Consider the following 24,343-nt stretch of genomic DNA (forward strand, 5'->3'; position numbering starts at 1 on the left):
AACCCTTGCCGTCAGGTGACCTGGGTCACAGGCTATGAAACGTTTCAGTCCCTCACCTCAGGGAGACCTCCCGTGACCGAACACTCTCGCCCCTCCCGTCCCAGGACGCGGTGGCTCACCGGCGTCGCGGCGGCCGCCTGCCTCCTCGGCGGTGCGCTCACCGCACCCGCGACCGCAGCGCCCCCTGCCCGCCATCCCGGCGCGTCCTCCACACCCTCAGGCTTCGTCAAGGACTTCACGTCGGCCGACCGCGAGCACGGAGCGATGTTCCGCTGGTGGTGGCCGTCCTCCGTCGAGGCCGGCCCCGCCGTCCGCCAGCTCCGCCAGGTCGCCGCCGCCGGCTACAAGGGTGTCGAGATCGCCTTCGTCATGGACGGCACCACCTACCCGGTCGACCCGGACGAGCACGCGTTCGGTGACGCGAGCTGGCGTGCGGCGGTCCGGGCCGTGCTCGCCGAGGCCCAGCAGCTCGGCGTCCAGGTCGACCTGACCCTCGGCGGCCGGTGGCCGGCGGCAGTCCCGGGGCTCGACGTGGGCACCGACAGCGCCAGCCAGGAGCTGGTCACCGGGAGCGCGACCGTCGCGGGCGGCACGACGTACGCCGCCGCCGTCCCGGCGCCGACCCCGCGGACCTACCAGGACCGCACGTCGGAGAACGGGGTCATCACCTCCACGACGAAGACGTCGCAGCCCACGTACGTCACCGCGACGGCGACCCGGTGCGTCGCGGACTGCACCGAGGCCAAGCCCCGGCTCGACCTCGGCTCCGTCCGTGACATCAGCGGCGCCGTACGCGACGGGAAGGTCTCGTGGACCGCGCCCGCCGAGGGCACGTGGCTCGTGACCGGCTACTGGCAGCGCGGGACGGCTCAGCGCAACGACGCCCCGTTCGGCTCCACCGTCTCGCTGCTCTCCGACCCGGAGTCGCGGGTCGTCGACCACTTCGGCAGGGCAGGCACAGAGGAGTTCATCGCGTACTTCGACACGCTGCTCGACCCGGCCACGCGGCGCCTCCTCAAGGCCAACGGCGGATCGATCTTCGAGGACTCGCTCGAGCTGAAGTTCGCGCAGGCCTGGACGCCGACGTTCTTCGCGGCCTTCCAGAAGACCAACGGCTACTCCGTACGGCCCTACCTGCCCGCCCTCGCCCAGCGCGAGGCGTCGAGCCCGTTCGCTCCCCCGTCGCCGGAGTTCGCGTTCGGCGAGGGACAGGACACGGTCGCCGAGCGCGTCCTCCACGACGTCGACCAGACGCTGAACGACCTCTACCTCGAGAACCACGTGAAGCCCGTCCGCCGATGGGCCAGGGGACTCGGACTGACCTTCCGCGCACAGCCGTACGGCGAGCCGATCGACCTCGGTGGCGCAGCCTCGCACCTCGACGTCACCGAGTGCGAGACGCTCGGGTGCAGCGAGGACCAGTTCCGGACGGCGGCCGCCGGCGTGAGCCTCGCCGGCAAGCAGGTCCTCAGCAGCGAGATGCTGCCGGGCGGCTTCGGCAACCTGTACGGCCTCACGCAGGCGCAGATCACCGCCGCGGTCAACCGCGAGTACGCGCTGGGCGCGAACCAGATGGTGTTCCACGGCCTGCCCTACCCGAACATCCCCCCGAGCGCCGACGGCACCGTCGTCGACAACGCCTCATCCTGGCCGGGGTTCCACGGGTTCGGCGCGAACATCGGTGAGGCGTTCGGTCCACGCCAGCCGTCCTGGTCGATGCAGTCCGACACTGCTGGCTACTACGCGCGGATGCAGCAGACGTTGCAGACCGGCTCGGCGCGGTACGACGTCGCGGTGCTGAACCAGGCGCTCGGCGCCGACGCGGCGAGTCACGACGGCACGTTCCTCGATGCCGCGGGCTACACGTTCGGCTACGCCACGCCGGGGGCGCTGCGCGGCCAGAAGGTCTCCCGCGGCGTGCTGGACCCCGGCGGCGCCGGTTTCCGGGCGCTCGTCGTCGGCAGCGAGCCGACCGACCTCGCGACCGCACGCGAGGTCGAGCGCCTCGCGCGTTCGGGGCTGCGGATCGTCGTCGTCGGCGAGGGTCCGACACGTTCTGCCGGATACGCACGCGACGCGACGGCTGCCGCCGCGCTCGACCGCGAGGTGCGGCGGACGTTCTCGCGCATCGCGGCATCCCGTTCGACGACCGTCGTCGCTGACGACGCGGGTGCCCTCGCTGCCCTCGAGGACGAGGTCCGGGCCGACGCCGAGGTGTCCGACCCCGGCGTGAAGGTGGCCCGCCGGTCGGACGGCGGCCGCGACTACTACGTCCTCGTGAACCGCACCGACGCGCCGGTCACGACCGACGTCGCGATCGCCGGTGACCGCAGCACCGCCCCGTACACGCTCGACCCGTGGACCGGCTCCGTGAAGCCCGTCGGCGTGTACGACCGCCGGGGCAACCGGGTCGTCGTCCGCTCCGTCGACCTGGAACCCGGCGCGGCGAAGGCGTTCGCTCTCGCGGAGCGACGGTTCACCGGGACAACAGTCGCGGTTCACGCCGTCACGACCACTGCGGACGACGCGGCGGTCTCGACCACGGGCGGGAGGCATGCGCGCCAGACGCTGACCGTGACGGACACCGAGGGCGGCAGCGTCACCACCCGACTGAGCGACGGGCGGGTCGTCCGGTCGACGATCGGGTCGGTGCCCGCTCCAACGTCCCTCACCTCGTGGGACCTGGACCTGGACGAGTGGCTGCCGGGCGATCCCGACGACGCCTCCGACGTCACGCGCCACCAGCAGCACGCGATCGAGGACGTCGACCTCGTCTCGTGGACGCAGATCCCGGAGATCAAGGATGCGGTCGGCGTCGGGACGTACACGACCGAGATCACCGCCTCGAAGGCGCTGGCCGACGCGGGGACCGTGCTCGACCTGGGCGCCGTCTCGGGCTCGTACCGGGTCGTCGTGAACGGGAGGCGACTGCCGGTCGCCGACCAGCTCGACACGCGGATCGACCTGGGCGGCCGGCTCGTCCCCGGGCGCAACACGATCGAGGTCACGGTGGCGAGCACGCTGCTCAACCGGTTGCGCACCACGCGACCGAGCGAGTTCGGCAGCCGGGAGCCGACGACGAACGGCCTGCTCGGCCCGGTGACGGTCGAGCCGTACCGGACGGCGGTGCAGACGGTGCGCTGACCGGATGCGGAGGGTCGAGCCACGGTATCGATCCTCCGCTGGCGCTCCGGCCTCGACCAGCGAAGCGTGGGCGGGGGGCTATCGTGCGCGGATGACTGACACGGTGCTCGTGACCGGGGGAAGCGGCTTCGTCGCCGGGCACCTGGTCGCCCAGCTGCTCGACGCCGGGTACGCGGTGCGCGCGAGCGTCCGCGACCTGGCACGCACCGACAAGGTCCAGCCGCTGCGCGACCTCGCCGCCACGCGACCCGGCACCCTCGAGCTCTTCGAGGCCGACCTGCTCGACGGGGGAGGGTTCACGGCGGCCATGGACGGCTGTACGCGTGCCTTCCACGTCGCCAGCCCTTTCCTGATGCCCGAGCAGATCGAGGACGGTCGACGTGACGTGCTCGATCCGGCGATCATCGGTACCCGCAACGTGATCGACGCCGTCAACGCCACGCCGAGCGTCGAGCGGCTCGTCCTGACCTCCACGGTGGGCGCGATCTTCGGCGACTACGTGGACGTGCTCGCGATGCGGGACCAGACCCTGCGCGAGGAGTACGTGAACGAGACGAGCACGCTGGAGAACAACCCGTACCACTATGCGAAGACACGGGCGGAGAACCTCGCCTGGGAGGCGGCCAGGGCGCAGGAGCGTTGGTCCCTCGTCTGCATCAACCCGGGCCTCGTCCTCGGACCCTCGATCGGCGGACCGTCCGACTCGGGAAGCCTCTTCCTGATGAACGAGCTGATGAGCGGCTACTTCTTCTACGGAGCGCCCGACTTCAGCTTCACCGTCGCTGACGTCCGGGACGTCGCCACGGCGCACGTCCGCGCGGCCGAGCTCGACGACGCGCACGGCCGCTACATCGTGGCCCGCCCGGAGATGCTCTCGTTCCTCGAGATGGCGCGCATCATCAGGAGCCGACATCCTCGCCGGGTCCTGATCCCTCGACACCCGGTGCCTGACGCCGCCGTACGCGTGCTCGGACCGCGCTTCGGCCTCACCCCGGACTACATCGCGAAGCACCTCGGGATCCGCTTCGCGGTCGACAACAGTCGCAGCGTGGACGAGCTCGGCATCGACTACCGTGCAGCCGAGCAGACGATCCTCGACCACTTCGACGACTGGCGGCAGGGCCGACGTCGTACGCGCGAACGGGTCTCCGCAGCAGTGTGACGCAGGTCACATTTCCTGTCGCCTCGACTTCGCCTCACATTTTCCGACAAAGCCGCACATACGCGTACAGAACGCGCTAGCACCTCCTCAAAGTGCCTTGGCTGCTTGATGAAATCACTGCTATACAGGCGCCGGACACGTGGGTCGCAATCCGGAGCCGACCCCGCAGAAGGGAGCGTCGCATGACCGAGGTCGCCACAGCTCAGGACGAGCAGACCCCCTACGAGCGCGTCGGCGGTGGACCCGCCGTCAAGCTTGTCGTCGACCGTTTCTACGAGCTCGTCCTCGCCGACGAGACGCTCGCCCCTTACTTCACCGACAGCGACCTGACGAGCCTCAAGCGTCACCAGGTGCAGCTGATCTCGCACCTGCTCGACGGCCCGGTCTCGTACGACGGCCGCGAGCTCCGCGACGCGCACGCCGGCCTCGACATCACGCCCGAGGCGTACGCGCGGGTGACCGAGCACCTCGTCGGTGTGCTCGTGGGCGCGGGCGTCCCCGACGACATCATCGCCTCGCTCGGCGGGACGCTCACGGCCGTCGAGCCCGAGATCGTCGCCCCGCAGAGCTGACCGGCGTGGATCCGGCAGCACTGAAGGAGAGCTGGGCGTACGTCGCGAAGAACGGTGACGACGTCCCCCTGTTCTTCTACTCGCACCTGTTCCTGTCCCATCCCGACGTCCGGAGCATGTTCCCGATCTCGATGTCCGGGCAGCGTGACAAGCTCGTCGCCGCACTCGGCGCCGTCGTGAGCAACGTCGACCAGTTCGACACGGTCGCGCCGCTGCTCGGGCAACTCGGCAACGACCACCGGCGGTTCCGCGCGACGCCCGACCAGTACAACGCGGTCGGAGCATCCCTGCTCGCCACCCTCCAGCACTTCCTCGGATCGCAGTGGACCGACGAGCTGGCCGCCGACTGGGCGGCCGCGTACGGCGTGATCGCCAAAACGATGGTGCAGGGCGCCGAGGAGGCGGCCAAGACGGCGCCGTCGTGGTGGGATGCCGAAGTCCTCTCGGTCGAGCGCCGCACGCTCGACGTGGCGGTGATCCAGCTCCGTCCTCAGCAGCCGCTGCCGTACGAGCCTGGACAGTCGCTGGCCGTCGAGGTCCCCCAGCGTGAGCGGCTGTGGCGCTACTACAGCCCCGCCAACGCCCCGCGTGAGGACGGCACGCTCGACCTGCACGTGCAGATCGTCGACGGCGGCCAGGTCAGCAGCGCCATGGTCAAGGAACTGACGGCCGGCGACGTCGTACGGATGAGCGCTCCGATCGGCACGGCGCTGACGCTCGACGACCCGACCCGCGACCTCCTGCTCGTCGCAGGAGGGACCGGGCTCGCGCCCTTCAAGGCACTCGTCGAGCAGGTCGACCGGCTGTGGAGCGAGACCGGCAGCGGCCCGAAGGTTCACCTGTTCCACGGCGCACGGATGCCGTGGAACCTGTACGACGACGAGGCCATGCGGGCGTTCACCGACCGCCCCTGGTTCGCCTACGACAGCGCCGTCTCCGACGACTCGACCTACCGAGGCCTGCGGGGCAACGTCGCCCAGGTCGCGGCCGCGCACGGCAGCTGGGCCGGCTACCGCGTCCTGGTGTGCGGCTCCGGCGCGATGGTCGAGGGTTCACTGACCGACCTCGCTGCGGCGGGCATCCCCCGCGACGACATCCGCTACGAGGACTTCGGGACGAGCGGCCCTCCGCCGTCCGCCGACACGGAAAGGACGGAGTGACGCCATGACCACCCCCACCGACGTCAGCAAGATCGCGTCCGAGATCCGCCGCGCGAGCTTCACGGTGCGACGTCGCGGGTTCGACGAGGACGAGGTCGGCATCTTCCTGCGCGAGCTGGCGGGCGCCGTCCAGCGGATCGAGGAGGAGAACGAGTCCCTCCGTGCGGAGCTGAAGGCCCGCGACGTCAAGAGCACCGAGCCGATCAGCGCTCAGGCGGTCATCATGTTCGCCGAGGCGCAGAAGATCGCCGACAGCCTGATCGACGAGGCGGTCTCGCACGCCCGCGAGCTGATGGTGTCGGCGCGCTCGCAGCAGCGTGACATCGTCCGCGACGCGCACGCCGCAGCGGCTGCCGCCGCCGAGAAGGCCGCCGAGACGGCCGAGCAGGTGCGGACCGCGCCGACCGAAGGCGCTGCCCGCTACGACCACCCGGTGGCCGAGATCGAGTACGTCAGGACGTTCGCGAAGGTCGCCCAGATCCAGCTCCGGTCGGTGCTCGACGCGCTCACCGAGCAGGTCGACGCCCTGGGTGAGATGCCCCGGCTCGAGCGTGGCGACGAGTCGCGTCAGCGGCCGTGGCCCGACCGCTGACCGGACGCTCTCCCGACGCGCCCCGCGGGCGTACGCGCTGACGTACGCCCCGGGGCGGTCGTCGGCCGACCGGGCCTCGCCGGCGCCCGCGCCTGAGTCAGCGTCAGGGCCCGAACCGGTCAGGACCGGTGAACTACCATTTCGAGAGTGAGCCACCCAGTCGCGAATCGCCGCACGTTCGGGCGAGGCCGATGGAGCGCGGCCGACCTCGTCGAGCGCAAGCGTCGGCAGGATCTGCGGATCAGCGTCGTCCTTCCTGCACGTGACGAGGAGAAGACGATCGGCAGCATCGTCGAACGCCTCGTCGCCGACCTGGTCGACGGCGAACCCCTCGTCGACGAGCTCGTCGTCGTCGACTCCGACTCGACGGACGCCACGTACGAGGTGGCGGCCGCGGCAGGCGCCCGCGTGCACCGCGCGTCGGAGATCGCCCCCGAGCTCGGCAGCCGGCCGGGCAAGGGCGAGGCGATGTGGAAGTCGCTGTTCGTCACCGAGGGCGACGTCCTGGTGTTCATGGACGCCGACCTCGTCGAGTGGGACACCGACTTCGTCGTCAGTCTCGTCGGCCCGTTCCTCGAGGACCCGGCGATCGACCTCGTCAAGGGCTTCTACGAGCGGCCCCTGATCCTCGGGGACGGTTCGGCGCTGGCGGCGGGGCGCGTCACCGAGCTCGTCGCCCGCCCGGTCATCGCCCTGCAGTGGCCGGAGCTGAGCGGACTCGTCCAGCCGCTCGCCGGCGAGTGGGCGATCCGGCGCTCGTGGTTCGCCGAGCTGTCCGTTCCCACCGGCTACGCGGTCGAGCTGGCCGCCCTCGTCGACACCGCCGCCGCGCATGGCGCGTCGGCGATCGCGCAGGTCGACCTGGGCCGTCGTGAGCACGGGCACCAAGGCCTGCACGACCTCGGTGTGATGGCTACGCAGATCCTCGCGATGGCGCGCGACCGTGCCCGCGCCGACGGCACCGCCGGACCGGAGACCGTGCACCTCCGCCAGTTCGCGATCCGCGACGAGGAGCCGGTCGCTCTCGACCGGTTCGTCCCCGTCGACGAGCGCCCTCCTGCCGTCACCGTGCCCCGCTACGCCAGCAGGGACGCTGCGGAGCACCCGTGCTGAGGCTGGGACGCAGGACCTTCGGCGACGACGAGACGCTGATGATGGCGATCGTCAACCGGACGACCGACTCGTTCTACGACAAGGGCGCCACCTGGCAGGAGGACGCTGCGCTCGAACGCGTCCGTACGGTCGTCGACCAGGGTGCCGAGATCGTCGACATCGGCGGCATCAAGGCTGCACCGGGTGCCGAGATCGACGCGGACGAGGAGATGCGCCGCGTCGTCGACTTCGTCGCCAAGGTGCGGGCGGAGCACCCCGACCTCGTCATCAGCGTCGACACGTGGCGTGCCAGCGTCGGACGCGCCGTGTGCGCGGAGGGTGCCGACCTGCTGAACGACGCGTGGGGCGGTGCCGACCCGGCGCTGGCCGAGGTCGCGGCGGAGTTCGACGTGGGCCTGGTGTGCACGCACGTCGGCCCGCAGCAGCCGCGAACCCGCCCGCACCGGGTCGAGTACGACGACGTGGTCGCCGACGCGATCGCCACTACCGTGGGGCTCGCCGAGCGCGCGGTGAGCCTCGGCGTCGACCGGGACCGGGTCCTCATCGACCCGGCGCACGACTTCGGCAAGACCACCTGGCAGTCGCTGGAGGTCACGCGCCGTCTCGACGAGATGGTCGCCAGCGGGTGGCCGGTGCTCGTGTCGCTGTCCAACAAGGACTTCGTCGGAGAGTCGCTCGGCCTGCCGGTGGGCCAGCGCCTGATGGGTACGCTCGGTGCCTCCGCGGTCTGCGCCTGGCACGGCGCCCGGGTGTTCCGGGTCCACGAGGTGGTCGAGACCCGGCAGGTCGTCGACATGGTCTCCACGATCCGTGGGGTCCGGCCGCCGAGCCGCGTCGTACGGGGCCTCGCGTGAGGAGGTCCAGGTGATCGTCGCCGGAGCCGTGTGCCCCGCTCCCCCGCTGCTGCTCCCCGAGCTCGCGGGCCGTGACGACGTCGGTCGTGAGCTGCGGGACGCCAGCGTGCGCGCCGTCGCTGACCTCGTGGCGAGCCGGCCCGCCGTCCTCGTCGTCGTCACCGTCGAGGACCCGGTGCGCTCGCCCTCGGTGGCCGAGCGGGTCGCCGAGCTCCTGGTGAGCACGGCCCTCGCCGCCGCCGGGCCGGCCGATCAGCCCCGCGTCGAGCACCTCGTCGTCCCCGCCGACGCCGACGCCGCTCACCTCGAGAAGCTCGCCCAGCCCTTGGTCGAACGCCCCGAGCGCGCCGCGCTGCTGGTACTCGGCGAGGGCAGCGCGCGCCGGAGCGAGAAGGCACCCGGCTATCTGGACCCGCGTGCCGCGGCGTACGACGCGGTGACACGGACCGCCCTCGCGACACCGGATCCCGACGCGCTGCTGGCCCAGGACGTCGAGCTGGCCGACACGCTGCTCGCCGCCGGCCACCGGGCACTCGTCGTGCTCGCGGCGGTCATGCGGGACACGGCTCCTGCACCGACCGGAGACCTCCGGTGGGACGACGACCCGTTCGGGGTCCAGTACTTCGTGGTGGTGTGGTCGTGCGCGTCCTCCTGAACGATCTCGGTCTCCTGAACGATCTCGGTCTCCCGAACGATCTCGGTCTCCCGAAGGACTTCGGCGCCACCGAGGCCGACCGATCTGGCGAGGTCGACCTCGCCGACCTCTACGCCTACCCGCCCGACGCGGGCAGCGGCTGGTGGTCGCGGGCCAACATGGTCACGACGCTCGACGGTGCGGCGACCGGGAGCGACGGGCTCGCCGGCACGATCAGCGACGAGTTCGACCAGGAGGTGTTCGGGCTTCTCCGGGCGCTGGCCGACGTCGTCGTCGTGGGCGCCGGCACGGTCGAGCTGGAGGGCTATCGCGCTCCGAGACCGCCCGCCGCCGCCTGGGCCGCACGACGGGACGGACGCCCACCGGCACCGGCGCTGGCGGTGGTGAGCCGGCGCGGGCGCGTTCCCGAGTCGCTCGTCGCAGAACCCCGTGAGGGCCACGGCGAGGTGCTGCTGGTGACGTGCGAAGCGGCGGGCAGGGAGGCGTTGGACCACGCCGCCGAGCTGCTCGGGCCTGACGGCGTGCTCGTCGTCGGGGAGCACGAGGTCGATCTCGTCACGATGACCGAGGCGTTCGTCGCGCGCGGCTGGACCCGCGGCCTGTGCGAGGGCGGCCCGACGTTCCTCGCGACGATGGTCACCACCGGGCTCGTCGACGAGCTCTGCCTGACGATCTCCCCGCTGATGGTCGCGGGGGCACACCCGCGGATCGCGCACGGCCTGGGCAGCCACCGCGCGGCGGTGCCTCGCCTGCTCCTCGAGCACGACGGCGCGCTGCTCGGACGGTGGGCCCTCGGCGCGACGGACCCGCCCGCCTGACCGACGCGACCGCTCAGAGGTCGGTGACCCGCAGTCCCGCGTGGACCTTGTAGCGACGGTTGACGCTGATCAGGTTCGCGGTGAGCGCCTCGACCTGGTGGGCGTTGCGGAGCCGTCCGCCGTACACGCCGCGGACGCCGGGGATCGCCGAGGCGAGCTCCTGGACGAGGTCGGTGGCCTCGCGGTCGTCACCGAGCACGAGGACGTCGGTGTCGACGGACTCGACCTCGGGATCCTCGAGAAGGACGGCCGAGACGTGGTGGAACGCCGCGGTGACCACCGACTCGGGAAGGACGGCGCGCGCCTGCTGCGCGGCGGATCCCTCCTCGACCGGCAGAGCGTAGGCGCCCTGCTTGTCGAAGCCGAGCGGGTTGACGCAGTCGACGACGATCTTGCCGGCGAGGCTCGGGGCGAGCTCGACGAGGAGCTCCCGGTGCCCGTCCCACGGCACGGCCACGAGCACGATGTCTCCAGCAGCGGCGGCGTCGGCGTTCGTCGCGCCGGTCACGGAGGCCGATCCGGCGCCGATCGACGCGGTGAGCGTCGCGGCGACGTCGGCGGCACGCCCGGCGTCACGCGAGCCGAGGACGACAGAGACCCCGGCGGCGGCGAAACGTCGGGCCAGCCCGCGCCCCTGCGGGCCGGTGCCACCGAGAACGGCCACGGTCCGATCGGCCCACTGTTCAGACATCGTCATGCTGCGTTCCTCTCATCGCCGCCCCTGCTCCGGCGGCAACCGTCTCCGGACCCTGGTGCGGCCCGTCTGGTGCTCACCCTGCCAGGAGACCGTCGACGCCTGGCACGCGGTCCACCGATCGGATGGTGCCGCAGCAACGACCGTCGGCTCCGGCGGTCTCAGCTGAGGTCGTCGAGCGCGCGGCGCGCCCTCGCCTCCTCGCGCTCGGCGGCTGCGGTCGCACGACGTGCTTCCTTCGCCGTGCGGTGACCACGCGTCAGGGCCTCTTCGACCGCGACGAGCTCGTCCTGCAGAGCGGTGCGGCGCTGCTCGAGGTCGTTGACCGCGGCGCTCGCCTCGGTCGCACGCTGCTGCGCCGCGGCCGCCTCCTCGCGCGCGCTGCTCAACCGGTCCTCGGCGTCCTTCCGAGTGGCTTCCGCCTGCTTGCGGGTCGCCTCGGCCTTCTTCCGCCGCGCTTCGTCGGCCTTGGTCGACGCGTCGGCCTTCGGCTTCCTCGCCGTGCCTGCCTTCGGCGTGCTGCGTGCATCGGGCCTGCGCCTGCGCGGTGCATCGGTCGGTTCCGACGACGTCCGGTCGGCTCCGCGCGCCTTCCGTGCCGGCCGGTCGGCCGTCCGTGGTTCGGTCGCGCGGCGTGTGCTCGCCGGCTCGGGTGACGGCACCAGCCGGAGGTGCGGTCGCCCGACCACCTCGCCGACCGCCTCCGGGAGGGCCACGAGGCCGTCGAGGTCGATCGGCTCGAACCCCGTCGCGGTCAGGGAGTCGACCAGCAGGCCTGTCTCGAGCGCGGCGGCCGCGCGGGCGTCGGCCAGCGCGGCGTTCAACGTGGTCGCGACCGCGTCCGCGCCGGGGTCTCCGAGGGGCTCACCCGCCTGCTCCGCGAGCCGGCGGGCAGCGCCGACCAGCTCGGCGACGAGCTCACGCCGCCGAGAAGCCGCCCCCCGCAGCACGGCCGCGTCGAGGCGCTCCTGCGCGTCGCGAAGCTCCGTGCCCAGCTCGAGCAGCGCCTCGACCCGAGAGCGCTCCTCCCGCACCAGGAGGTTCGTCGCCCAGGCCGCCTTCGTCGGCTTGCGCAAGGCCGCGATGCGTCGGGCCAACGGGGCGTCGCCCGACGCCCGCGCCTCCTTCGCCGCCGCGGTGCGGGTGCTGACGAAGTCTGCGGGCAGCGCGCCGTACAGCTCGTGCGCCACGTCCTCGATGGCCACCGCCACCCCCGTCCCGTCCGAGCCGACCGCTCCGTCGGCCGTTCTTCGGATCATGGCAGACCGGGCACCCGTCGGCCGCCCGCAGCGGCGACCGACGGGCCGGCTGTCACCCCAGGCGGACGCGGTCGCCGCGCCGCCGGAAAGCCGACGGGCTGTAGTACCGCGTCACCTCGCCGCGACGGTCGACCTCCGCACTGAAGTGCTGGAGGTAGTCCCACAGCAGCGGGGTCTCCTCCGCCATCGTGTTGTGCGAGCGGTAGTGGTTGCGCGACACCTTGAGGACCGGCACGGTCGTCCGACCGTGACGTTTCGTCCAGGTCCACGTCTCGAAGCGGTCCTCCCACCCGCTGCGCTCGCCCTGGCTGTCGACGTCGGCGAGATCGAGACCGTTCGCCGCGAGGTGGTACGCCGCCCACTGGTCGAGCGTGTTGACCGTGTCGTCCCAGAGGTCGCCCTCGAGGTTCGCCAGGTCGCCGTAGCCGTAGACGAGGTAGTTCGGGATCGCCTCGTTGCTGGCCGGGTGGTCGACGCCGTCGATGCGGACGTTGCCGGACGCGTTCGGGGCCGCCGCGCCGGACGTCGAGGCGACCGCCGCGAAGTAGGCCGGCGCCCCGATCGCGAAGCTCTGCGTCAGCATGCTGCCCGCCGACTGACCGGTCGAGTAGAACCGCGTCGGATCCACCGCGTACTCGCGCAGCACCACGTCGCGCAGCTGGCGGTAGAACGTGTTGGACGCCGAGTGGCTCACGGAGACGGAGGTGTTGCTGTACTGCTCGCAGATCACCACGAGGATGCAGCCCTCCTCCTCGGCCACCTTCCACCACTGGGTGGCGTCGAGGAAGACCTTGTCGGTCTGGCTGTTGCCAGGCCACACGAAGACGACCGGCGCCGCCCTCCCCCAACGCCTGCGCGCCGACCTCGGCACGTGGACGAGGTACTCGCGGACGTACCCCTCGACCATCATCGTCCGCACCTCGATGCCGAGGTCGTCGAGGTGTCCCCGCTCGTAGAGCTGGTTGCCGTAGGCGAAGAAGTTCTCGTAGCGCGTGTAGTAGGTGAGGAACGCGACGAGGTGGTGCGTGGTCGACGGGTCCCACGGGTCGGTACGACGCTCGTCGACAGCGACCTGCGACACCGGTCCCGCGTGCGAGGTCATCCACCGGTCGGAGCGGCGACGCTGCTCGTAGACCACGCCCATCGTGCGGTCGCGCTCCCCCCGCCAGTCGGTGTCGTTGGCCCGCTTCCAGTACGCGAGGCTGTCCGAGAACGACCTCCGCGGGTCGACGTACCAGGTCGGCAGCAGCGTCTCCTCGTACGAGATCAGGTCGAACCCCTCGGGGAACTCGACCGGCACGTAGTTGTCGGTGGTGCCGTCGAACTCGCGGTCCGCGTACGACTCCAGGTAGGCGCGGTCGAGGCCAGAGGAGCCGACGTACGCCTGGCTGATCACCCGCAGCGGGTTCGCGACGGCCCACGCCTCGAGCGGCGCGGCACCGGCGCCGTACCCGACGAAGTAGTGGACGCCGAAGATCGAGAAGTAGCGGTTGGACTGGTAGAACGCCATCACCTGGTTGACGTACGCCGCCTCCTCCGCGGGCGTTCCCCAGCCTCCCGCGCCGGGCTCGAGCACGACGAGTCCCTCCTCCCGGCGGTAGGCGACGTCGACCCAGCCGGACCGTTCGAGGAACTCCTCGGTGTCCACGCCGTCCGGGAGCGCGATGACGGTGTAGTACGAGCGGATCGGCGTCTCGGGCGAGATGTAGACCTTCGCGGTCCGGACCTCCTCGCCGACGGTGAACGACTTCTGCCACCAGCCGGTCATCTCCCGGGGAAGCTTGTTGGCGCGTGAGTAGTCGTACGCCGGGAACGGCCGGTCGTCCAGCGAACCCGGCTCGCCGAGCTTCGGTGCCGGGCGTCTCCGGAGGCCGGCCGCGGCCGGTGACGATGCCGCAGCCCCGGCGGTCATCGCTGCCGCGCCGTTCGCCACCGCCACACCGAGCACCCCCGCTGCCGCACCCTTCAGGACCTGTCGTCGATTGGCTGCCATCGTGATCTCCTTCGAACGAGATGCAGATCACGTCACGGTGTCCGCGCGGCTGTCAGCGGGTCAAAAAGTTGCCGTGAAGTTGCACGAAGATCGCGGGGATCCGATGGCAACCGGCGGCAACTCGTTGCCGTCCACGCACGGCGATGACTGAATGGCGGCATGGGGAGGCCGACGATCTACGACGTCGCCGAAGCCGCCGGCGTGGCACCGTCGACGGTGTCTCGGGCATTCTCCGACCCGCTTCGGCTCAGCGAGCACACCCGCCACCGCGTCCTCGACACGGCCGCCGCGCTCGGCTACCGCAGTCGCCGTCGACGGGCACCGGCCGGAAGGTCGCGGACGATCGCGATGGTCGTCTCCGACATCACCAACCCGCACTACTTCGAGCTCGTCCGTGGTGCCGAGCTGGGAGCGAAGGCCGCGGGATACACGTTGGTCCTGGTCAACGCGGAGGAGACTCCTCGTGTCGAGTACGACCAGATCCAGCAGCTGTCACGGTCGGTCGACGGCTTCGTGCTGGCAGCGAGCAGGCTTCCTGACGAGAACCTCGTCCAGATCGCCGCCGTCAGAGGGGTCGTACTCCTCAACCGCGAGCTGGCCGGCGCCCCCAGCGCGTCGCTGGACCATGCCGACGGGTGCCGGCAGATCGTCGAGCACCTCGCGTCGCTCGGGCACCGCGAGCTGGTCTACCTGTCGGGCCCCCCGACCTCGTGGATGGCGAGCCACCGGTGGACGGAGCTGCGGAGGACGGCGGACCAGCTCGGACTGACCTTGCACCGCGCCGGCCCGTTCGTCCCGCGAGCGTCCCACGGGGCAGCGGCTGCGGACGCCGCCCTGACGACGTCGGCGAGCGCGATCGTCGCCCACAACGACCTGCTGGCGATCGGTGTCCTCCAACGGCTCGTGCAGCGGGGCTTGCGCGTCCCCGCGGACGTCAGCGTCGTCGGGTTCGACGACATCTTCGCCGCCGAGCTCTGTCACCCCACCCTCACGACGCTCGGCGGCTCCCACGTCGACGTGGGGAGAGCGGGCGTCCAGATCCTGCTCGACGAGCTCGATGGCGGGACCGATCACGACAAGAGCCGGCTGCCCCGCCGCGCGGTCATTCCCTCGGAGCTGCGGATCCGGGCGTCGACGGGGTGAGCGACAGCGTCATGAACGTGCTGTTCGGATCCTCCCCGTAGGACCCGAACGGACCGCAGACGACGAAGCCCGCCCTCGCGTAGAGGGCCCGTGCCGGCGCGAAGAAGTCCATGGTGCCGGTCTCCAGCGAGATCCGGGAGACTCCGCGCGACCGCGCATCGGCCACCACGTGCTCGAGCAGCCCCTTCGCGACACCGCGCCCGCGGTGCCGCGGGTCCGTCCGCATGCTCTTGAGCTCCTCGTGGGCCGGCTCGAGCGCCGCCAGCGCCGCGGTGCCGACGATCGACTCACCGTCGTCCACGACCCACATCCGCACCTGCGGGCCTTGCAGCTCCGTCAGGTCGAGGGCATGGCGGCTCTCCGCTGGTGCGGTCGGGGCGAGGTCGTCGAGGTGCGACTGGAGGAAGACGGCCAGCCGCGGGTCCGTGAAGTCGGCCCGGTCGATGAGGATCGTCACCAGAGAATTCTGCCAGGAGGGACTTTCCACGTGACCGGGTGGTGAGGCCCCGCTAAGTGCCGGTACCCGGCGAGCCGGGTCCCCGTGGCCCGAGCAAGGAGTCCCCATGGCGATCAATGTCGTCGCACTGTTCACGGTCAAGGCCGGCGAAGGTCCCGCCTTCGAGTCCGCGATCGCCGCCGCACGGCCTGCCATGCTCGACCAGGAGGGCTGCGAGCGCTACGACCTCCAGCGCCGCGTGGACGACGAGAACGCGTACGTCCTCCTCGAGGAGTACGCGTCGGGCGAGGCGCTGCGCGAGCACGGCTCGTCCCCGGAGTTCACGGCCTTGGTCACGGCCGTCACCGACCTGCTCGCCGAGCCGATGGAGGTTCTCCTCCTCAGGCCGGTCGGCGACCAGCAGGGCTGATCGCGCCGGGCGAGCTCAGCCCGCCGCGGTGCCGAGCACCGACTCGAGGTAACGGTCGATCCCGCCCAGGTCGACACCGTCGGTACGATGCGCGACGTAGCCGTCGGGCCGAACCAGCAGCTGCGCGCTCTGGTCGGCGGGGATCCCGAGCCGGCGCACGGTTCCCCGATCCACGGCGGGGTCGGACAGCGACACCCGGCGAGTCCGCAGGGCGGCGCCCCACCGGGTCGCGATCGCGTCGACCGTCGCCTGCGGCCACCGGCCGACCGGTCCATAGAGCAACAGCGTGAACGCCGTCGCCGACAGACACCGGTGGAGCGCGGCCGGCGTCCCGTCGACGAGCACGCGACCGTCCGGCAGACGATCCCCCGGACGCGCGCCGCGCGCACGCCGTCCCGTCGACTCGCCCGCGAGCGGACCACCGCGGTAGTGGACGTCGAGCTCCGACACCGCGCGGAAGCCCGCGCGCCGCAGTGCCGGGAGCCGCGCGAGAACGGGGAGCACCAGCGGCGCCACGCGGGGACGGAGGAAGCGGACGAGAGGGTTCGACGACGTCGCGATCCGGAAGACGCGACCGGTCGTCTCGACGACGTACCGCCCGATCGGCAGGCGCTCGGCGTCGTAGGTCTCCAGCAGGCCCGGACGCGCCACACCGCGGCACACGAGACCGAGCTTCCAGCCGAGGTTGACCGCGTCCTGGATCCCGGTGTTCATGCCCTGCCCGCCGGCGGGGCTGTGGATGTGCGCCGCATCGCCGGCGAGGAGGACCCGACCCGCGCGCAGCCGGTCGACGCACCGCTCCGAGATGGAGAAGTCGGTCAACCACACCGGGTCGTGGACGCGGACCCGCCCGCCCGCCTGGGCGGCGACCGCCCGCTGCAGGTCGAGGAGGGCGGTGGGACCTTCCGCGCCGTCCGGCCGCATCGTGAGGACGCGCCACGGCGCCGGACGGGCGAGCGGGAAGAAGAAGACGAGCCCGGTCGGGCCGAGGAAGGCGTGCACCCCGGGATCGAGCCCGTCGACGTCGACGTCGGCGAGGACGAACGTCTGCGGGTACGTCTCGCCGCGGAAGGCGATCCCGGTCGCCTCGCGCACCGCGCTGTGGGCGCCGTCGCAGCCCACGACGTACCGGGCGTGGACGCGCGCCGGCGTCCCCGCGTCGTCGTGGACGGTGCAGCTGACGCGGTCTCCGTCCTGCTCGACGCCGACCACCCGGCTCCCCCGACGGACGTCGACCCCGCGCCTTGCGAGGTGCTCCGCGAGGATCCGCTCGGTCTCTGCCTGCGAGAGGAACAGCAGGAACGGGTACGCCGTCTCGCCGACCGCCGCGTCGAAGAGACGGATCGTCGCCTCCCGGCGCCGACCGTGCACCGTCACGCTCGTGGCGTCGTCACCCGCCGCGACGAGGTCGTCGGCGACACCGTGGCGGTCGAGGACCTCGAGCGTCCGCGCCTGGATCACCATCGCGCGCGACTCGTGCACGGCGTCCGGCGCGGCGTCCACGATCGCCACGTCGACGCCGTGCGCCGACAGCTCCAGGGCGAGCGTGAGCCCTGTCGGACCCGCGCCGACCACCAGCACGTCCACGCGTGCGGTCTCGCTCATGCGCCGAGCCTAGATCGGCAGGCATCGCTAGGCTGGCGGCGCCGACGGCGAGCGAGGGGTGAGTCCGATGGCAGGCAGGATCGAGGACTACGCCGTCATCGGCGACACCGAGACGGTGGCCCTGGTCGAGCGCACCGGCTCGATCGACTGGTGGTGCACCCCCAGGATCGACTCGGGTGCCTGCTTCGCGGCCCTGCTCGGCGACGAGAGCCACGGCCGCTGGCTGCTGCGGCCGGCGGAGGAGATCATCTCCGTACGCCGCTGGTACCGCCACGACACTCTCGTCCTCGAGACCGAGTACGAGACGGCGAGCGGCATCGTCGCCGTCGTCGACTTCATGGCGCCGCCGGACGCGCACCCGCGGATCTTCCGGATCGTCGAGGGTCGCCGGGGCACCGTGCCGATGACGATGGAGCTGGCCGTCCGCTACGACTACGGCTCGATCACCCCATGGGTCAACAGCGTCCCGGGCGGTCAGACGCTGGTCGCCGGCGCCGACGCTCTCCGGCTCCACGCCGCGGTGCCGGTGCGCGGCGAGGACATGCGGACCGTCGCCGACTTCACCTGCACGGCCGCCCAGGTCCTCGGGTTCTCGCTCGTCTGGTACGACTCCCTGTCGGATCCACCGCTCCCCCTCGACGCCGCCGCCGCGTGCGCACGCACCGAGGCGTGGTGGCGGGAGTGGGCGTCACGATGCTCCTACGACGGCGACTGGAGCGACGAGGTCCTGCGCTCGTTGATCACCCTGAAGGCTCTCTCGTACTCGCCCTCCGGGGCGATCGCCGCGGCGGCCACGACGTCGTTGCCCGAGCTCGTGGGCGGGGTCCGCAACTGGGACTACCGCTACTCGTGGCTGCGCGACGCGTCGTTCGCGCTCCAGGCGCTCGTGCTCAGCGGCTACGAGGCCGAGGCTCAGGCGTGGTACGGGTGGTTGCGCCGCGCCGTCGCCGGGAGCCCTGGTGAGTTCCAGATCATGTACGGCGTACGCGGCGAGCGCCGGCTGACCGAGATCGAGCTCGACTGGCTCCCCGGGTACGAGGGGTCGAGGCCGGTCCGGATCGGCAACGCGGCGAGCGACCAGTTCCAGCTCGACGTGTTCGGCGAGGTCCTGGACGCCTCGTGGACCGCCGTCAAGGCCGAGCTCGTGACGCACCCCGAGGATCTGCCGGTGCTCCGTCACCAGCAGGACGCGATGCTCCCCGCGCTGATGGAGCACCTGGAGAAGGTCTGGCAGGACCCGGACGAGGGGATCTGGGAGATCCGCGGGCCCCGTCGCCACTTCGTGCACTCCAAGGTGATGGCCTGGGTCGCGTTCGACCGGGCGATCCGCATCGCGGAGAAGCTCGCCCTCGAGGAGGCGGTGCCGGTCCAGCGGTGGGTGGAGCTTCGCGACGCCGTGCACGCCGAGGTCTGCGAGAAGGGCTGGAGCGACGCCAAGAACAGCTTCGTCCAGTTCTACGGCGCGAATGTCGTCGACGCCTCGCTGCTCATGCTGGCCCGGGTCGGCTTCCTCCCCCACGACGATCCGCGCATCGTCGGCACGGTCGAGGCGGTCGAGAAGGACCTCCTCGTCGACGGGCTCCTCATGCGCTACCCGCCGGCGGCTCAGGGAACCGTCGACGGCCTCCCGCCCGGCGAGGGGGCGTTCGTGATGACGACATTCTGGCTCGTCGACGCTCTGGCGCTGATCGGTCGTACGGCGGACGCGCGGGCGCTCTTCGAGCGGCTGCTCGCCCTGCGCAACGACGTCGGCCTGCTCGCGGAGGAGTACGACCCCGTCGCCGACCGCATGCTCGGCAACTTCCCACAGGCGTTCTCGCACCTGGGCCTCATCGTGTCCGCGGCCAACCTCTCCATGGGCGAGGCGGGGCCGTTCGGCGACGTGCCGCAACCCTGACGCGGCGGGTCGCGGGGGTCAGCGCACGAACGTGACGGACTCGTCGAGCGACGCCCGGGTCGTACGGAACCCGTTCACCGGATGCTCCTCGTCGGGGTAGCCGAGCGCGACCGCGCAGACCACGAGGCGGTCGTCGGCGATGCCGAGGACCTGGCGCACGTGGTCGGAGTACATCGCGACGGCCGCCTGCGCGACGCTGGAGACGCCGTACGCGTGGGCCGCGTTGAGCAGGTTGGCCACGTAGCCGCCGCAGTCGACCGCGCCGTACACGCCCTGGGCGGCGTCCGTCGTCACGATCGCGACGTGCGGGGCCCCGAAGAACGTGAAGTTCTTCAGCATCTGCGCACCGCGCGCAGCCATGTCTGTCCGCTCGATGCCGAGGCTCTCGTACAGGGCGAAGCCCGACTCGCGGCGGCGATGCTGGTAGACGCCGGTGTACTCCTGAGGGGTCGGCAGGTCCGACGCCGGCGCGTGCGCCTGGACATGGGCGGTCAGGCTCTCGGCCAGCTCGCGCGTCGCGTCACCGCTGAGCAGGTGGACGTGCCAGGGCTGGGTGTTGCACCAGGACGCGGTCCGCTGCGCGAGAGAGAGCACGTCGCGCAGCGTCTCGTCGGGCACCGGCTCGGCGCGGTAGGCGCGACAGCTCCACCGCTGCGCGAGCACGTCGGACAGCTGCACGGGATGCTCCTTCGATCGTCGATGCGTCGGAGCCTCCCACAACCTCCCGACCGTGGACGGGCCGGGTGTCAGTGGGCGGTCAGCACCGGCCCTCGAGCGTGAACGTGGTCGGTTGCGCGGTGTCGTCGGCGAGGCTGCCTTCTCCCGAGGCGCTCACGGCCCCGTCGTCGGCGATCATCATCGACGTGATCCGGCCTTCGAACTCCGTCGACCCGGAGACGACGACGCTTCCTGAGCCACCGCTGACCGTGACCACGACCGTCGCCCCGTCGTCGGCGGCTCCGTCCTCTACAAACGTGACGTTCAGCGTGGACGCGTCGGGGTTCTCGCACACGGAGGCCACCCCGTCGACGTCGACGGAGTCGTCGGCCGTGTCGAGGTCGAACTCCATCGGGTCGTTGTCGTTGTCGTCGTCGTCGCTCGTCGCACCGGTGGTCGGGGTCGGCTCGGACGGTGCGTCCGTGGTCGCGGTCGGTGCCGGGGTGTCGTCGTCATCGGGATCGTCGTCGTCGGTGCAGGCCGCCGTCGCGAGAAGGACGAGAACGGCGGCGGCCGACGCGAGCGCGCGGGACCTGGTCATGGAGCCCCCTGTGAGCGTGTGGCTGGGTCTCCCCACGCTCTCAGCGGCTGGGCCTGCCCGCACCTCGGTCGGCCTGCAGGTAGCCGAGACAGAGCCGGACGAGCTCGTCGAGCACGACGTCGCGAGGGATCTGGGGGGCGTCGACGACCCAGCGGACGGCGAGGTTCTCGACCGCGAGGACCAGGACCCAGGCCATGACGGTCGGCTGTCGTGTCGACGGGGAGCCTGCGCGCGATGCCGCGAGGTACGCGGCGACCAGATCCTGCACCCGGCGTTCCAGGGCAGCACGGCGTACGGCGTTCTGTCGTGCCGGCAGCTCCTCGAAGACGACGCGCAGCAGGTCGGCGTTCTCCTCGAGAGCCCGCAGCAGCGCGTCGGCGCAGGCGCGCACCATCGACGGGCCGACCTCGCCGAGCCGGTCGACGAGCGAGGCCGCGACCTGGTCGGACACGTCGTCGGCGTAGCGCTCGACGATGGCGGCGATGATCGCGTGCTTGTTCGGGTAGTACTGGTACAGCGAGCCGGGGCTGATCCCCGCCGCCTCGGCGACACGGTTCGTCGAGAACGCGTCGTAGCCGTCGCGGAGCAGCACCTCACGGCCCGAACCGAGGATGCGGTCGACTGTCGCCCGGGACCGTGCCTGGCGCGGCTGCTTGCGCGGCTGCAGCGAGTCCGAGGTGCCGTACGGGGGTGGTGCTGGCGCGGTCATGGGGCTCAGCATACGACTGGTATGCGAGCGATGACTCGCGTCAGGATGGAGCCATGACGACGCTCGAGACCGCCGCCGCTGCCACGTCCGGCTCGCCCGCCTACCCGACCCGGTTCCGCGAGTCCGAGGAACGCAGTGCCCGCATCGCCAAGCCGTTGCGGCTCCTCGGCCGCGTCACCGACGTCGACGAAGCACTGATGGCGCGCATCGGCGCCGGCTTCCTCGAGCGCGACGAGGTCGGCCACCGGCTCGCGGAAGCGATGCGTCTGCGAGCCGACGATCCGCAGCGGGTGCCGATGGGCGACTTCGCGGCACGGCTCGCGGATCCGGTCGCCGTCCCCGACGCCCCACCGGCGCTCGCGGACTTCTTCGCGACCGTCGAGGCGACCCCCGACTGGGTCGACCTGGACCTGATCGCCGAGGCGGGCCGGATGCAGCGTCGGTTCGGCCGCAACGCCGCCGACGTCCTCCTCCAGCTCTCCCTCATCGGCGGCTACCGGTTCGGCGGACCGACCGACCTGCTCGTCGCCACGGGCGGGCTGACGGGTGACATGACCCGTCGACGCCTCGCCGAGACGCAGAAGTGGGCCGTGGCGCTCGCCCAGCCGGACGCCCTTCTCCCGTACGGCGAAGGCTGGCGCCTCACCGTCCACGTCCGCGCGATGCACGCGCTCGTGAACCACGCGTTCGAGCCCACCTGGGACGTCGCCCGTTGGGGGCTGCCGATCAACCAGACCGACCAGGCCGCAACGCTCGGCCTGTTCGACGGCGTCCTCCTGCTCGGCGCCCGCGCGCTCGGCGTCCCCGTCACGCGCCGCGAGTCGCAGGCCGTCATGCACCTGTGGAAGTACGTCGGCTGGCTGATGGGGGTCGACGACCTGTGGCTGGTCGACACCGAGCGCGAGCGGCACCGGCTGAACTACCACCTCGTGCTGGCCCAGGCCGACATCTCGGCGGCCGGCCCGCAGCTCGCGCAGTCGATCATCTCCACGCTGCGTGACCTTCCGCGCGGCGCCGTACGACAGGAGCGCACGCTGTCGATGCTGACGGCGTTCCTAGGCCCCCGGAGCATGCGCGAGCTCGGTCTTCCGGTCCGGGTCCCGTGGGCGACCGCGGCGGCCTTCGTCGAGAACACCGTCCGCTACCGCGTGCTCGGGCGCGGCGAGGCCGGACGCCGCAGGCTCGAGGCGTGGGGCGACCGCGTCGCCGCCGCGCTCCTGAGCGACTACTACGGCGGCGAGACCGTGCAGGACGTCGGCGCACTGCGCTGAACACGGGAGTCCGCTGGTCGAGGTGCCCACCCCACGCCCGCTGGTCGCGGCGCCCACCCCACGCCGCTGGTCGAGGCGCGAAGCGATCGAGACCCCCGACCCCTCAGCGGCGCACGGCCAGCACCTCACCCGCCTGACGGCGTGGGAGGAACGCCGCGATGGCGAACGCCACGAAGGCGGCCACGGCACCGAGCGCCAGGACCAGTCGCAGCCCGTCCTCGGACGGGACCTCGTGGCCGCCCAGGTCGAGCGTCATCTGTGCCAGGACCACGCCCGCCACCGCGCTCGAGACCGACGTGCCGATCGAACGCATCAGCGTGTTGAGCGCGTTGGCTGCCGCGGTCTCCGTCACGGGGACCGCCGACATGATCAGCGCCGGCATGGCCCCGTACGCCAGCCCGATGCCGACTCCGGTGATGACGGCGGCGGCCACGAAGTGCCAGACCTCTGACATGAAGAACACGGTGAACAGGTAGCCGAGGCCGACGACGAGCGCTCCCACCATCAGGGACACCTTGGGGCCGTACACGCGCGAGATCCGAGCGGAGACGGGCGCGATCAGCATCATCACGAGTCCGGAGGGCGCCATCACGAGGCCCACCTCGAGCATCGAGCCGCCGAATCCGTAGCCGGTGGCCTCGGGGACCTGGATGATCTGAGGAACGACCAGCGACAGCCCGAACATCGCGAACCCGAGCATGATCGACGCGAGGTTCGTCAGCAGGACCTGGCGGCGGACGGTCGTGCGGAGGTCGACCAGCGGATCGGTCGTCCGCAGCTCCCACACCGCCCAGACGACGAGGGCGACGATCGCCAGCGCGGCGAAGCCGAGCGTGCGACCGGATCCCCAGCCCCATGTGCCGCCCTTGGAGATCGCGAGCAGCATCGAGAAGAGCCCGACCGAGAGGCCGACCGCACCCACCGCGTCGAAGCGACCGCCGCTCTTGAGGTCGGCGGCAGGGACGAGCGTGAGCACGCCGGCCAGGGCCACCACACCGGCGACGGCGGAGGTCCAGAACAGGATGTGCCACGAGAAGTTGTCGGCGATCAGGGCCGCGGCGGGCAGGCCGAGCGCTCCGCCGATCCCGAGCGACGCGCTCATGAGGGCGACCGCGCTGCCGAGCTTCTCGGGCGGCAGCTCGTCCCGCATGATGCTGATGCCGAGCGGGATGACCCCGGACGCGAGTCCCTGCAGGGCGCGGGCCACGATCAGCACGGTCAGCGTGTCGCTCAGCGCCCCGAGCACCGATCCCGCGATGAGCACGACCAGGCTCAGGATGAGCATCTTCCGCTTGCCGAACATGTCGCCGAGGCGCCCGACGATCGGCACGGCGACCGCGCTCGCCAGAAGCGTCGCGGTGATCGCCCACGCGGTGTCCGCCGCGTCTGCGTGCAGCAGCTGCGGCAGCTCGGGGACGATCGGGATGACGAGGCTCTGCATGAGGGCGACGACGATGCCCGCGAACGCGAGCACGGCGACGATGATCGACGGCGAACGTGCCGGGAGGTCCTGACGCGCGGAGTCAGGGGTGAGTGTGGCGGTCATGGGACTCCTCGGAAGGGACGGCGGGGACAACG

At 71.7% G+C, this 24,343-nt stretch carries 22 protein-coding genes; 13 read left to right on the forward strand and 9 right to left on the reverse strand.

Features of this window, described 5'->3' with window-relative positions; genetic code table 11:
* Positions 1 to 72: 72 nt before the first annotated feature.
* The 9 genes from AB3M34_RS16785 (at position 73) to AB3M34_RS16825 (ending at position 10,070) form a co-directional block, all read left to right on the forward strand.
* On the forward strand, positions 73 to 3,144 hold the full coding sequence (locus AB3M34_RS16785) for a glycosyl hydrolase (protein WP_370615655.1): 3,072 nt from the start codon (positions 73 to 75) through the stop codon (positions 3,142 to 3,144).
* A 91-nt stretch (positions 3,145 to 3,235) separates the two neighbouring features.
* Positions 3,236 to 4,306: an NAD-dependent epimerase/dehydratase family protein gene (locus AB3M34_RS16790; RefSeq protein ID WP_370615656.1), complete on the forward strand. Its 1,071-nt coding sequence runs from the start codon at positions 3,236 to 3,238 to the stop codon at positions 4,304 to 4,306.
* 182 nt (positions 4,307 to 4,488) lie between these two features.
* Positions 4,489 to 4,878 carry a group I truncated hemoglobin gene (locus AB3M34_RS16795; protein ID WP_370615657.1) on the forward strand — a complete coding sequence of 130 codons (390 nt, stop codon included), beginning with the start codon at positions 4,489 to 4,491 and terminating at the stop codon, positions 4,876 to 4,878.
* Between the two features lie 5 nt (positions 4,879 to 4,883).
* On the forward strand, positions 4,884 to 6,038 hold the full coding sequence (locus AB3M34_RS16800) for an FAD-binding oxidoreductase (RefSeq protein ID WP_370615659.1): 1,155 nt from the start codon (positions 4,884 to 4,886) through the stop codon (positions 6,036 to 6,038).
* A 4-nt stretch (positions 6,039 to 6,042) separates the two neighbouring features.
* Entirely contained in the window at positions 6,043 to 6,630 is a 588-nt protein-coding gene (locus AB3M34_RS16805) for a DivIVA domain-containing protein (protein WP_370615661.1), read from the forward strand.
* A 147-nt stretch (positions 6,631 to 6,777) separates the two neighbouring features.
* Entirely contained in the window at positions 6,778 to 7,743 is a 966-nt protein-coding gene (locus AB3M34_RS16810) for a glucosyl-3-phosphoglycerate synthase (RefSeq protein ID WP_370615662.1), read from the forward strand.
* Positions 7,737 to 8,597 (forward strand): dihydropteroate synthase, encoded by an 861-nt coding sequence (folP, locus tag AB3M34_RS16815; RefSeq protein WP_370615664.1) that lies wholly within the window; start codon positions 7,737 to 7,739, stop codon positions 8,595 to 8,597. The genes AB3M34_RS16810 and folP overlap by 7 nt, the downstream gene beginning before the upstream one ends.
* Positions 8,598 to 8,607: 10 nt before the next feature.
* The gene (locus tag AB3M34_RS16820; RefSeq protein WP_370615666.1) at positions 8,608 to 9,252 is read left to right on the forward strand and encodes a hypothetical protein; all 645 of its coding nucleotides are present in this window, start codon (positions 8,608 to 8,610) and stop codon (positions 9,250 to 9,252) included.
* The gene (locus tag AB3M34_RS16825; RefSeq protein ID WP_370615668.1) at positions 9,237 to 10,070 is read left to right on the forward strand and encodes a dihydrofolate reductase family protein; all 834 of its coding nucleotides are present in this window, start codon (positions 9,237 to 9,239) and stop codon (positions 10,068 to 10,070) included. Before AB3M34_RS16820 ends, AB3M34_RS16825 begins: the two co-directional genes overlap by 16 nt.
* A gap of 13 nt (positions 10,071 to 10,083) precedes the next feature.
* Here the strand turns inward: AB3M34_RS16825 and npdG are convergent, their stop codons facing one another.
* The 3 genes from npdG to AB3M34_RS16840 all read right to left on the reverse strand — a co-directional run bounded on the left by npdG (position 10,084) and on the right by AB3M34_RS16840 (position 14,016).
* On the reverse strand, positions 10,084 to 10,767 hold the full coding sequence (npdG, locus tag AB3M34_RS16830; RefSeq protein WP_370615670.1) for an NADPH-dependent F420 reductase: 684 nt from the start codon (positions 10,765 to 10,767) through the stop codon (positions 10,084 to 10,086).
* A 158-nt stretch (positions 10,768 to 10,925) separates the two neighbouring features.
* Positions 10,926 to 12,023 (reverse strand): hypothetical protein, encoded by a 1,098-nt coding sequence (locus tag AB3M34_RS16835; protein ID WP_370615672.1) that lies wholly within the window; start codon positions 12,021 to 12,023, stop codon positions 10,926 to 10,928.
* A gap of 52 nt (positions 12,024 to 12,075) precedes the next feature.
* Positions 12,076 to 14,016 (reverse strand): hypothetical protein, encoded by a 1,941-nt coding sequence (locus AB3M34_RS16840; protein ID WP_370615674.1) that lies wholly within the window; start codon positions 14,014 to 14,016, stop codon positions 12,076 to 12,078.
* Positions 14,017 to 14,175: 159 nt separating this feature from the next.
* On the opposite strand from AB3M34_RS16840, the gene AB3M34_RS16845 reads away from it, so the two are divergent.
* Positions 14,176 to 15,159 (forward strand): LacI family DNA-binding transcriptional regulator, encoded by a 984-nt coding sequence (locus AB3M34_RS16845; RefSeq protein WP_370615675.1) that lies wholly within the window; start codon positions 14,176 to 14,178, stop codon positions 15,157 to 15,159.
* Here AB3M34_RS16845 and AB3M34_RS16850 read toward each other — a convergent pair.
* Positions 15,119 to 15,616, reverse strand: a complete 498-nt coding sequence (locus tag AB3M34_RS16850; protein WP_370615677.1) for a GNAT family N-acetyltransferase — start codon at positions 15,614 to 15,616, stop codon at positions 15,119 to 15,121. The genes AB3M34_RS16845 and AB3M34_RS16850 overlap by 41 nt on opposite strands.
* A gap of 106 nt (positions 15,617 to 15,722) precedes the next feature.
* On the opposite strand from AB3M34_RS16850, the gene AB3M34_RS16855 reads away from it, so the two are divergent.
* Positions 15,723 to 16,025: a putative quinol monooxygenase gene (locus tag AB3M34_RS16855; RefSeq protein ID WP_370615679.1), complete on the forward strand. Its 303-nt coding sequence runs from the start codon at positions 15,723 to 15,725 to the stop codon at positions 16,023 to 16,025.
* 15 nt (positions 16,026 to 16,040) lie between these two features.
* Here AB3M34_RS16855 and AB3M34_RS16860 read toward each other — a convergent pair whose 3' ends face one another.
* Positions 16,041 to 17,630: an FAD-dependent oxidoreductase gene (locus tag AB3M34_RS16860; protein WP_370615681.1), complete on the reverse strand. Its 1,590-nt coding sequence runs from the start codon at positions 17,628 to 17,630 to the stop codon at positions 16,041 to 16,043.
* A 67-nt stretch (positions 17,631 to 17,697) separates the two neighbouring features.
* Between AB3M34_RS16860 and AB3M34_RS16865 the strand changes: the two genes are divergently transcribed.
* On the forward strand, positions 17,698 to 19,527 hold the full coding sequence (locus tag AB3M34_RS16865; RefSeq protein WP_370615682.1) for a glycoside hydrolase family 15 protein: 1,830 nt from the start codon (positions 17,698 to 17,700) through the stop codon (positions 19,525 to 19,527).
* A gap of 18 nt (positions 19,528 to 19,545) precedes the next feature.
* Here AB3M34_RS16865 and AB3M34_RS16870 read toward each other — a convergent pair whose 3' ends face one another.
* The 3 genes from AB3M34_RS16870 to AB3M34_RS16880 form a co-directional block, all read right to left on the reverse strand.
* Positions 19,546 to 20,205: a nitroreductase gene (locus AB3M34_RS16870; protein ID WP_370615684.1), complete on the reverse strand. Its 660-nt coding sequence runs from the start codon at positions 20,203 to 20,205 to the stop codon at positions 19,546 to 19,548.
* 79 nt (positions 20,206 to 20,284) lie between these two features.
* A complete protein-coding gene (locus AB3M34_RS16875) occupies positions 20,285 to 20,785 on the reverse strand; it encodes a hypothetical protein (protein WP_370615686.1) in 501 nt (166 codons plus the stop codon).
* A gap of 40 nt (positions 20,786 to 20,825) precedes the next feature.
* Positions 20,826 to 21,494 (reverse strand): TetR/AcrR family transcriptional regulator, encoded by a 669-nt coding sequence (locus AB3M34_RS16880; RefSeq protein ID WP_370615687.1) that lies wholly within the window; start codon positions 21,492 to 21,494, stop codon positions 20,826 to 20,828.
* 53 nt (positions 21,495 to 21,547) lie between these two features.
* On the opposite strand from AB3M34_RS16880, the gene AB3M34_RS16885 reads away from it, so the two are divergent.
* Entirely contained in the window at positions 21,548 to 22,765 is a 1,218-nt protein-coding gene (locus AB3M34_RS16885; RefSeq protein ID WP_370615688.1) for an oxygenase MpaB family protein, read from the forward strand.
* A 103-nt stretch (positions 22,766 to 22,868) separates the two neighbouring features.
* Here the strand turns inward: AB3M34_RS16885 and AB3M34_RS16890 are convergent, their stop codons facing one another.
* On the reverse strand, positions 22,869 to 24,311 hold the full coding sequence (locus AB3M34_RS16890) for an MFS transporter (protein ID WP_370615690.1): 1,443 nt from the start codon (positions 24,309 to 24,311) through the stop codon (positions 22,869 to 22,871).
* Between the last annotated feature and the right edge of the window lie 32 nt (positions 24,312 to 24,343).

The sequence above is a fragment of the Mumia sp. Pv4-285 genome (assembly GCF_041320275.1).
GTDB classification, from domain to species: domain Bacteria; phylum Actinomycetota; class Actinomycetes; order Propionibacteriales; family Nocardioidaceae; genus Mumia; species Mumia qirimensis.

What these genes read in the sequence shown, in the direction of transcription:
- AB3M34_RS16790 (WP_370615656.1), top strand. Translation starts at nt 3,236, where the DNA reads ATGACTGACACGGTGCTCGTGACCGGGGGAAGCGGCTTCGTCGCCGGG.
- AB3M34_RS16795 (WP_370615657.1), top strand. Translation starts at nt 4,489, where the DNA reads ATGACCGAGGTCGCCACAGCTCAGGACGAGCAGACCCCCTACGAGCGC.
- AB3M34_RS16805 (WP_370615661.1), top strand. Translation starts at nt 6,043, where the DNA reads ATGACCACCCCCACCGACGTCAGCAAGATCGCGTCCGAGATCCGCCGC.
- npdG (WP_370615670.1), bottom strand. Translation starts at nt 10,767, where the DNA reads ATGACGATGTCTGAACAGTGGGCCGATCGGACCGTGGCCGTTCTCGGT.
- AB3M34_RS16835 (WP_370615672.1), bottom strand. Translation starts at nt 12,023, where the DNA reads ATGATCCGAAGAACGGCCGACGGAGCGGTCGGCTCGGACGGGACGGGG.
- AB3M34_RS16840 (WP_370615674.1), bottom strand. Translation starts at nt 14,016, where the DNA reads ATGGCAGCCAATCGACGACAGGTCCTGAAGGGTGCGGCAGCGGGGGTG.
- AB3M34_RS16845 (WP_370615675.1), top strand. Translation starts at nt 14,176, where the DNA reads ATGGGGAGGCCGACGATCTACGACGTCGCCGAAGCCGCCGGCGTGGCA.
- AB3M34_RS16855 (WP_370615679.1), top strand. Translation starts at nt 15,723, where the DNA reads ATGGCGATCAATGTCGTCGCACTGTTCACGGTCAAGGCCGGCGAAGGT.
- AB3M34_RS16860 (WP_370615681.1), bottom strand. Translation starts at nt 17,630, where the DNA reads ATGAGCGAGACCGCACGCGTGGACGTGCTGGTGGTCGGCGCGGGTCCG.
- AB3M34_RS16865 (WP_370615682.1), top strand. Translation starts at nt 17,698, where the DNA reads ATGGCAGGCAGGATCGAGGACTACGCCGTCATCGGCGACACCGAGACG.
- AB3M34_RS16875 (WP_370615686.1), bottom strand. Translation starts at nt 20,785, where the DNA reads ATGACCAGGTCCCGCGCGCTCGCGTCGGCCGCCGCCGTTCTCGTCCTT.
- AB3M34_RS16880 (WP_370615687.1), bottom strand. Translation starts at nt 21,494, where the DNA reads ATGACCGCGCCAGCACCACCCCCGTACGGCACCTCGGACTCGCTGCAG.
- AB3M34_RS16885 (WP_370615688.1), top strand. Translation starts at nt 21,548, where the DNA reads ATGACGACGCTCGAGACCGCCGCCGCTGCCACGTCCGGCTCGCCCGCC.
- AB3M34_RS16890 (WP_370615690.1), bottom strand. Translation starts at nt 24,311, where the DNA reads ATGACCGCCACACTCACCCCTGACTCCGCGCGTCAGGACCTCCCGGCA.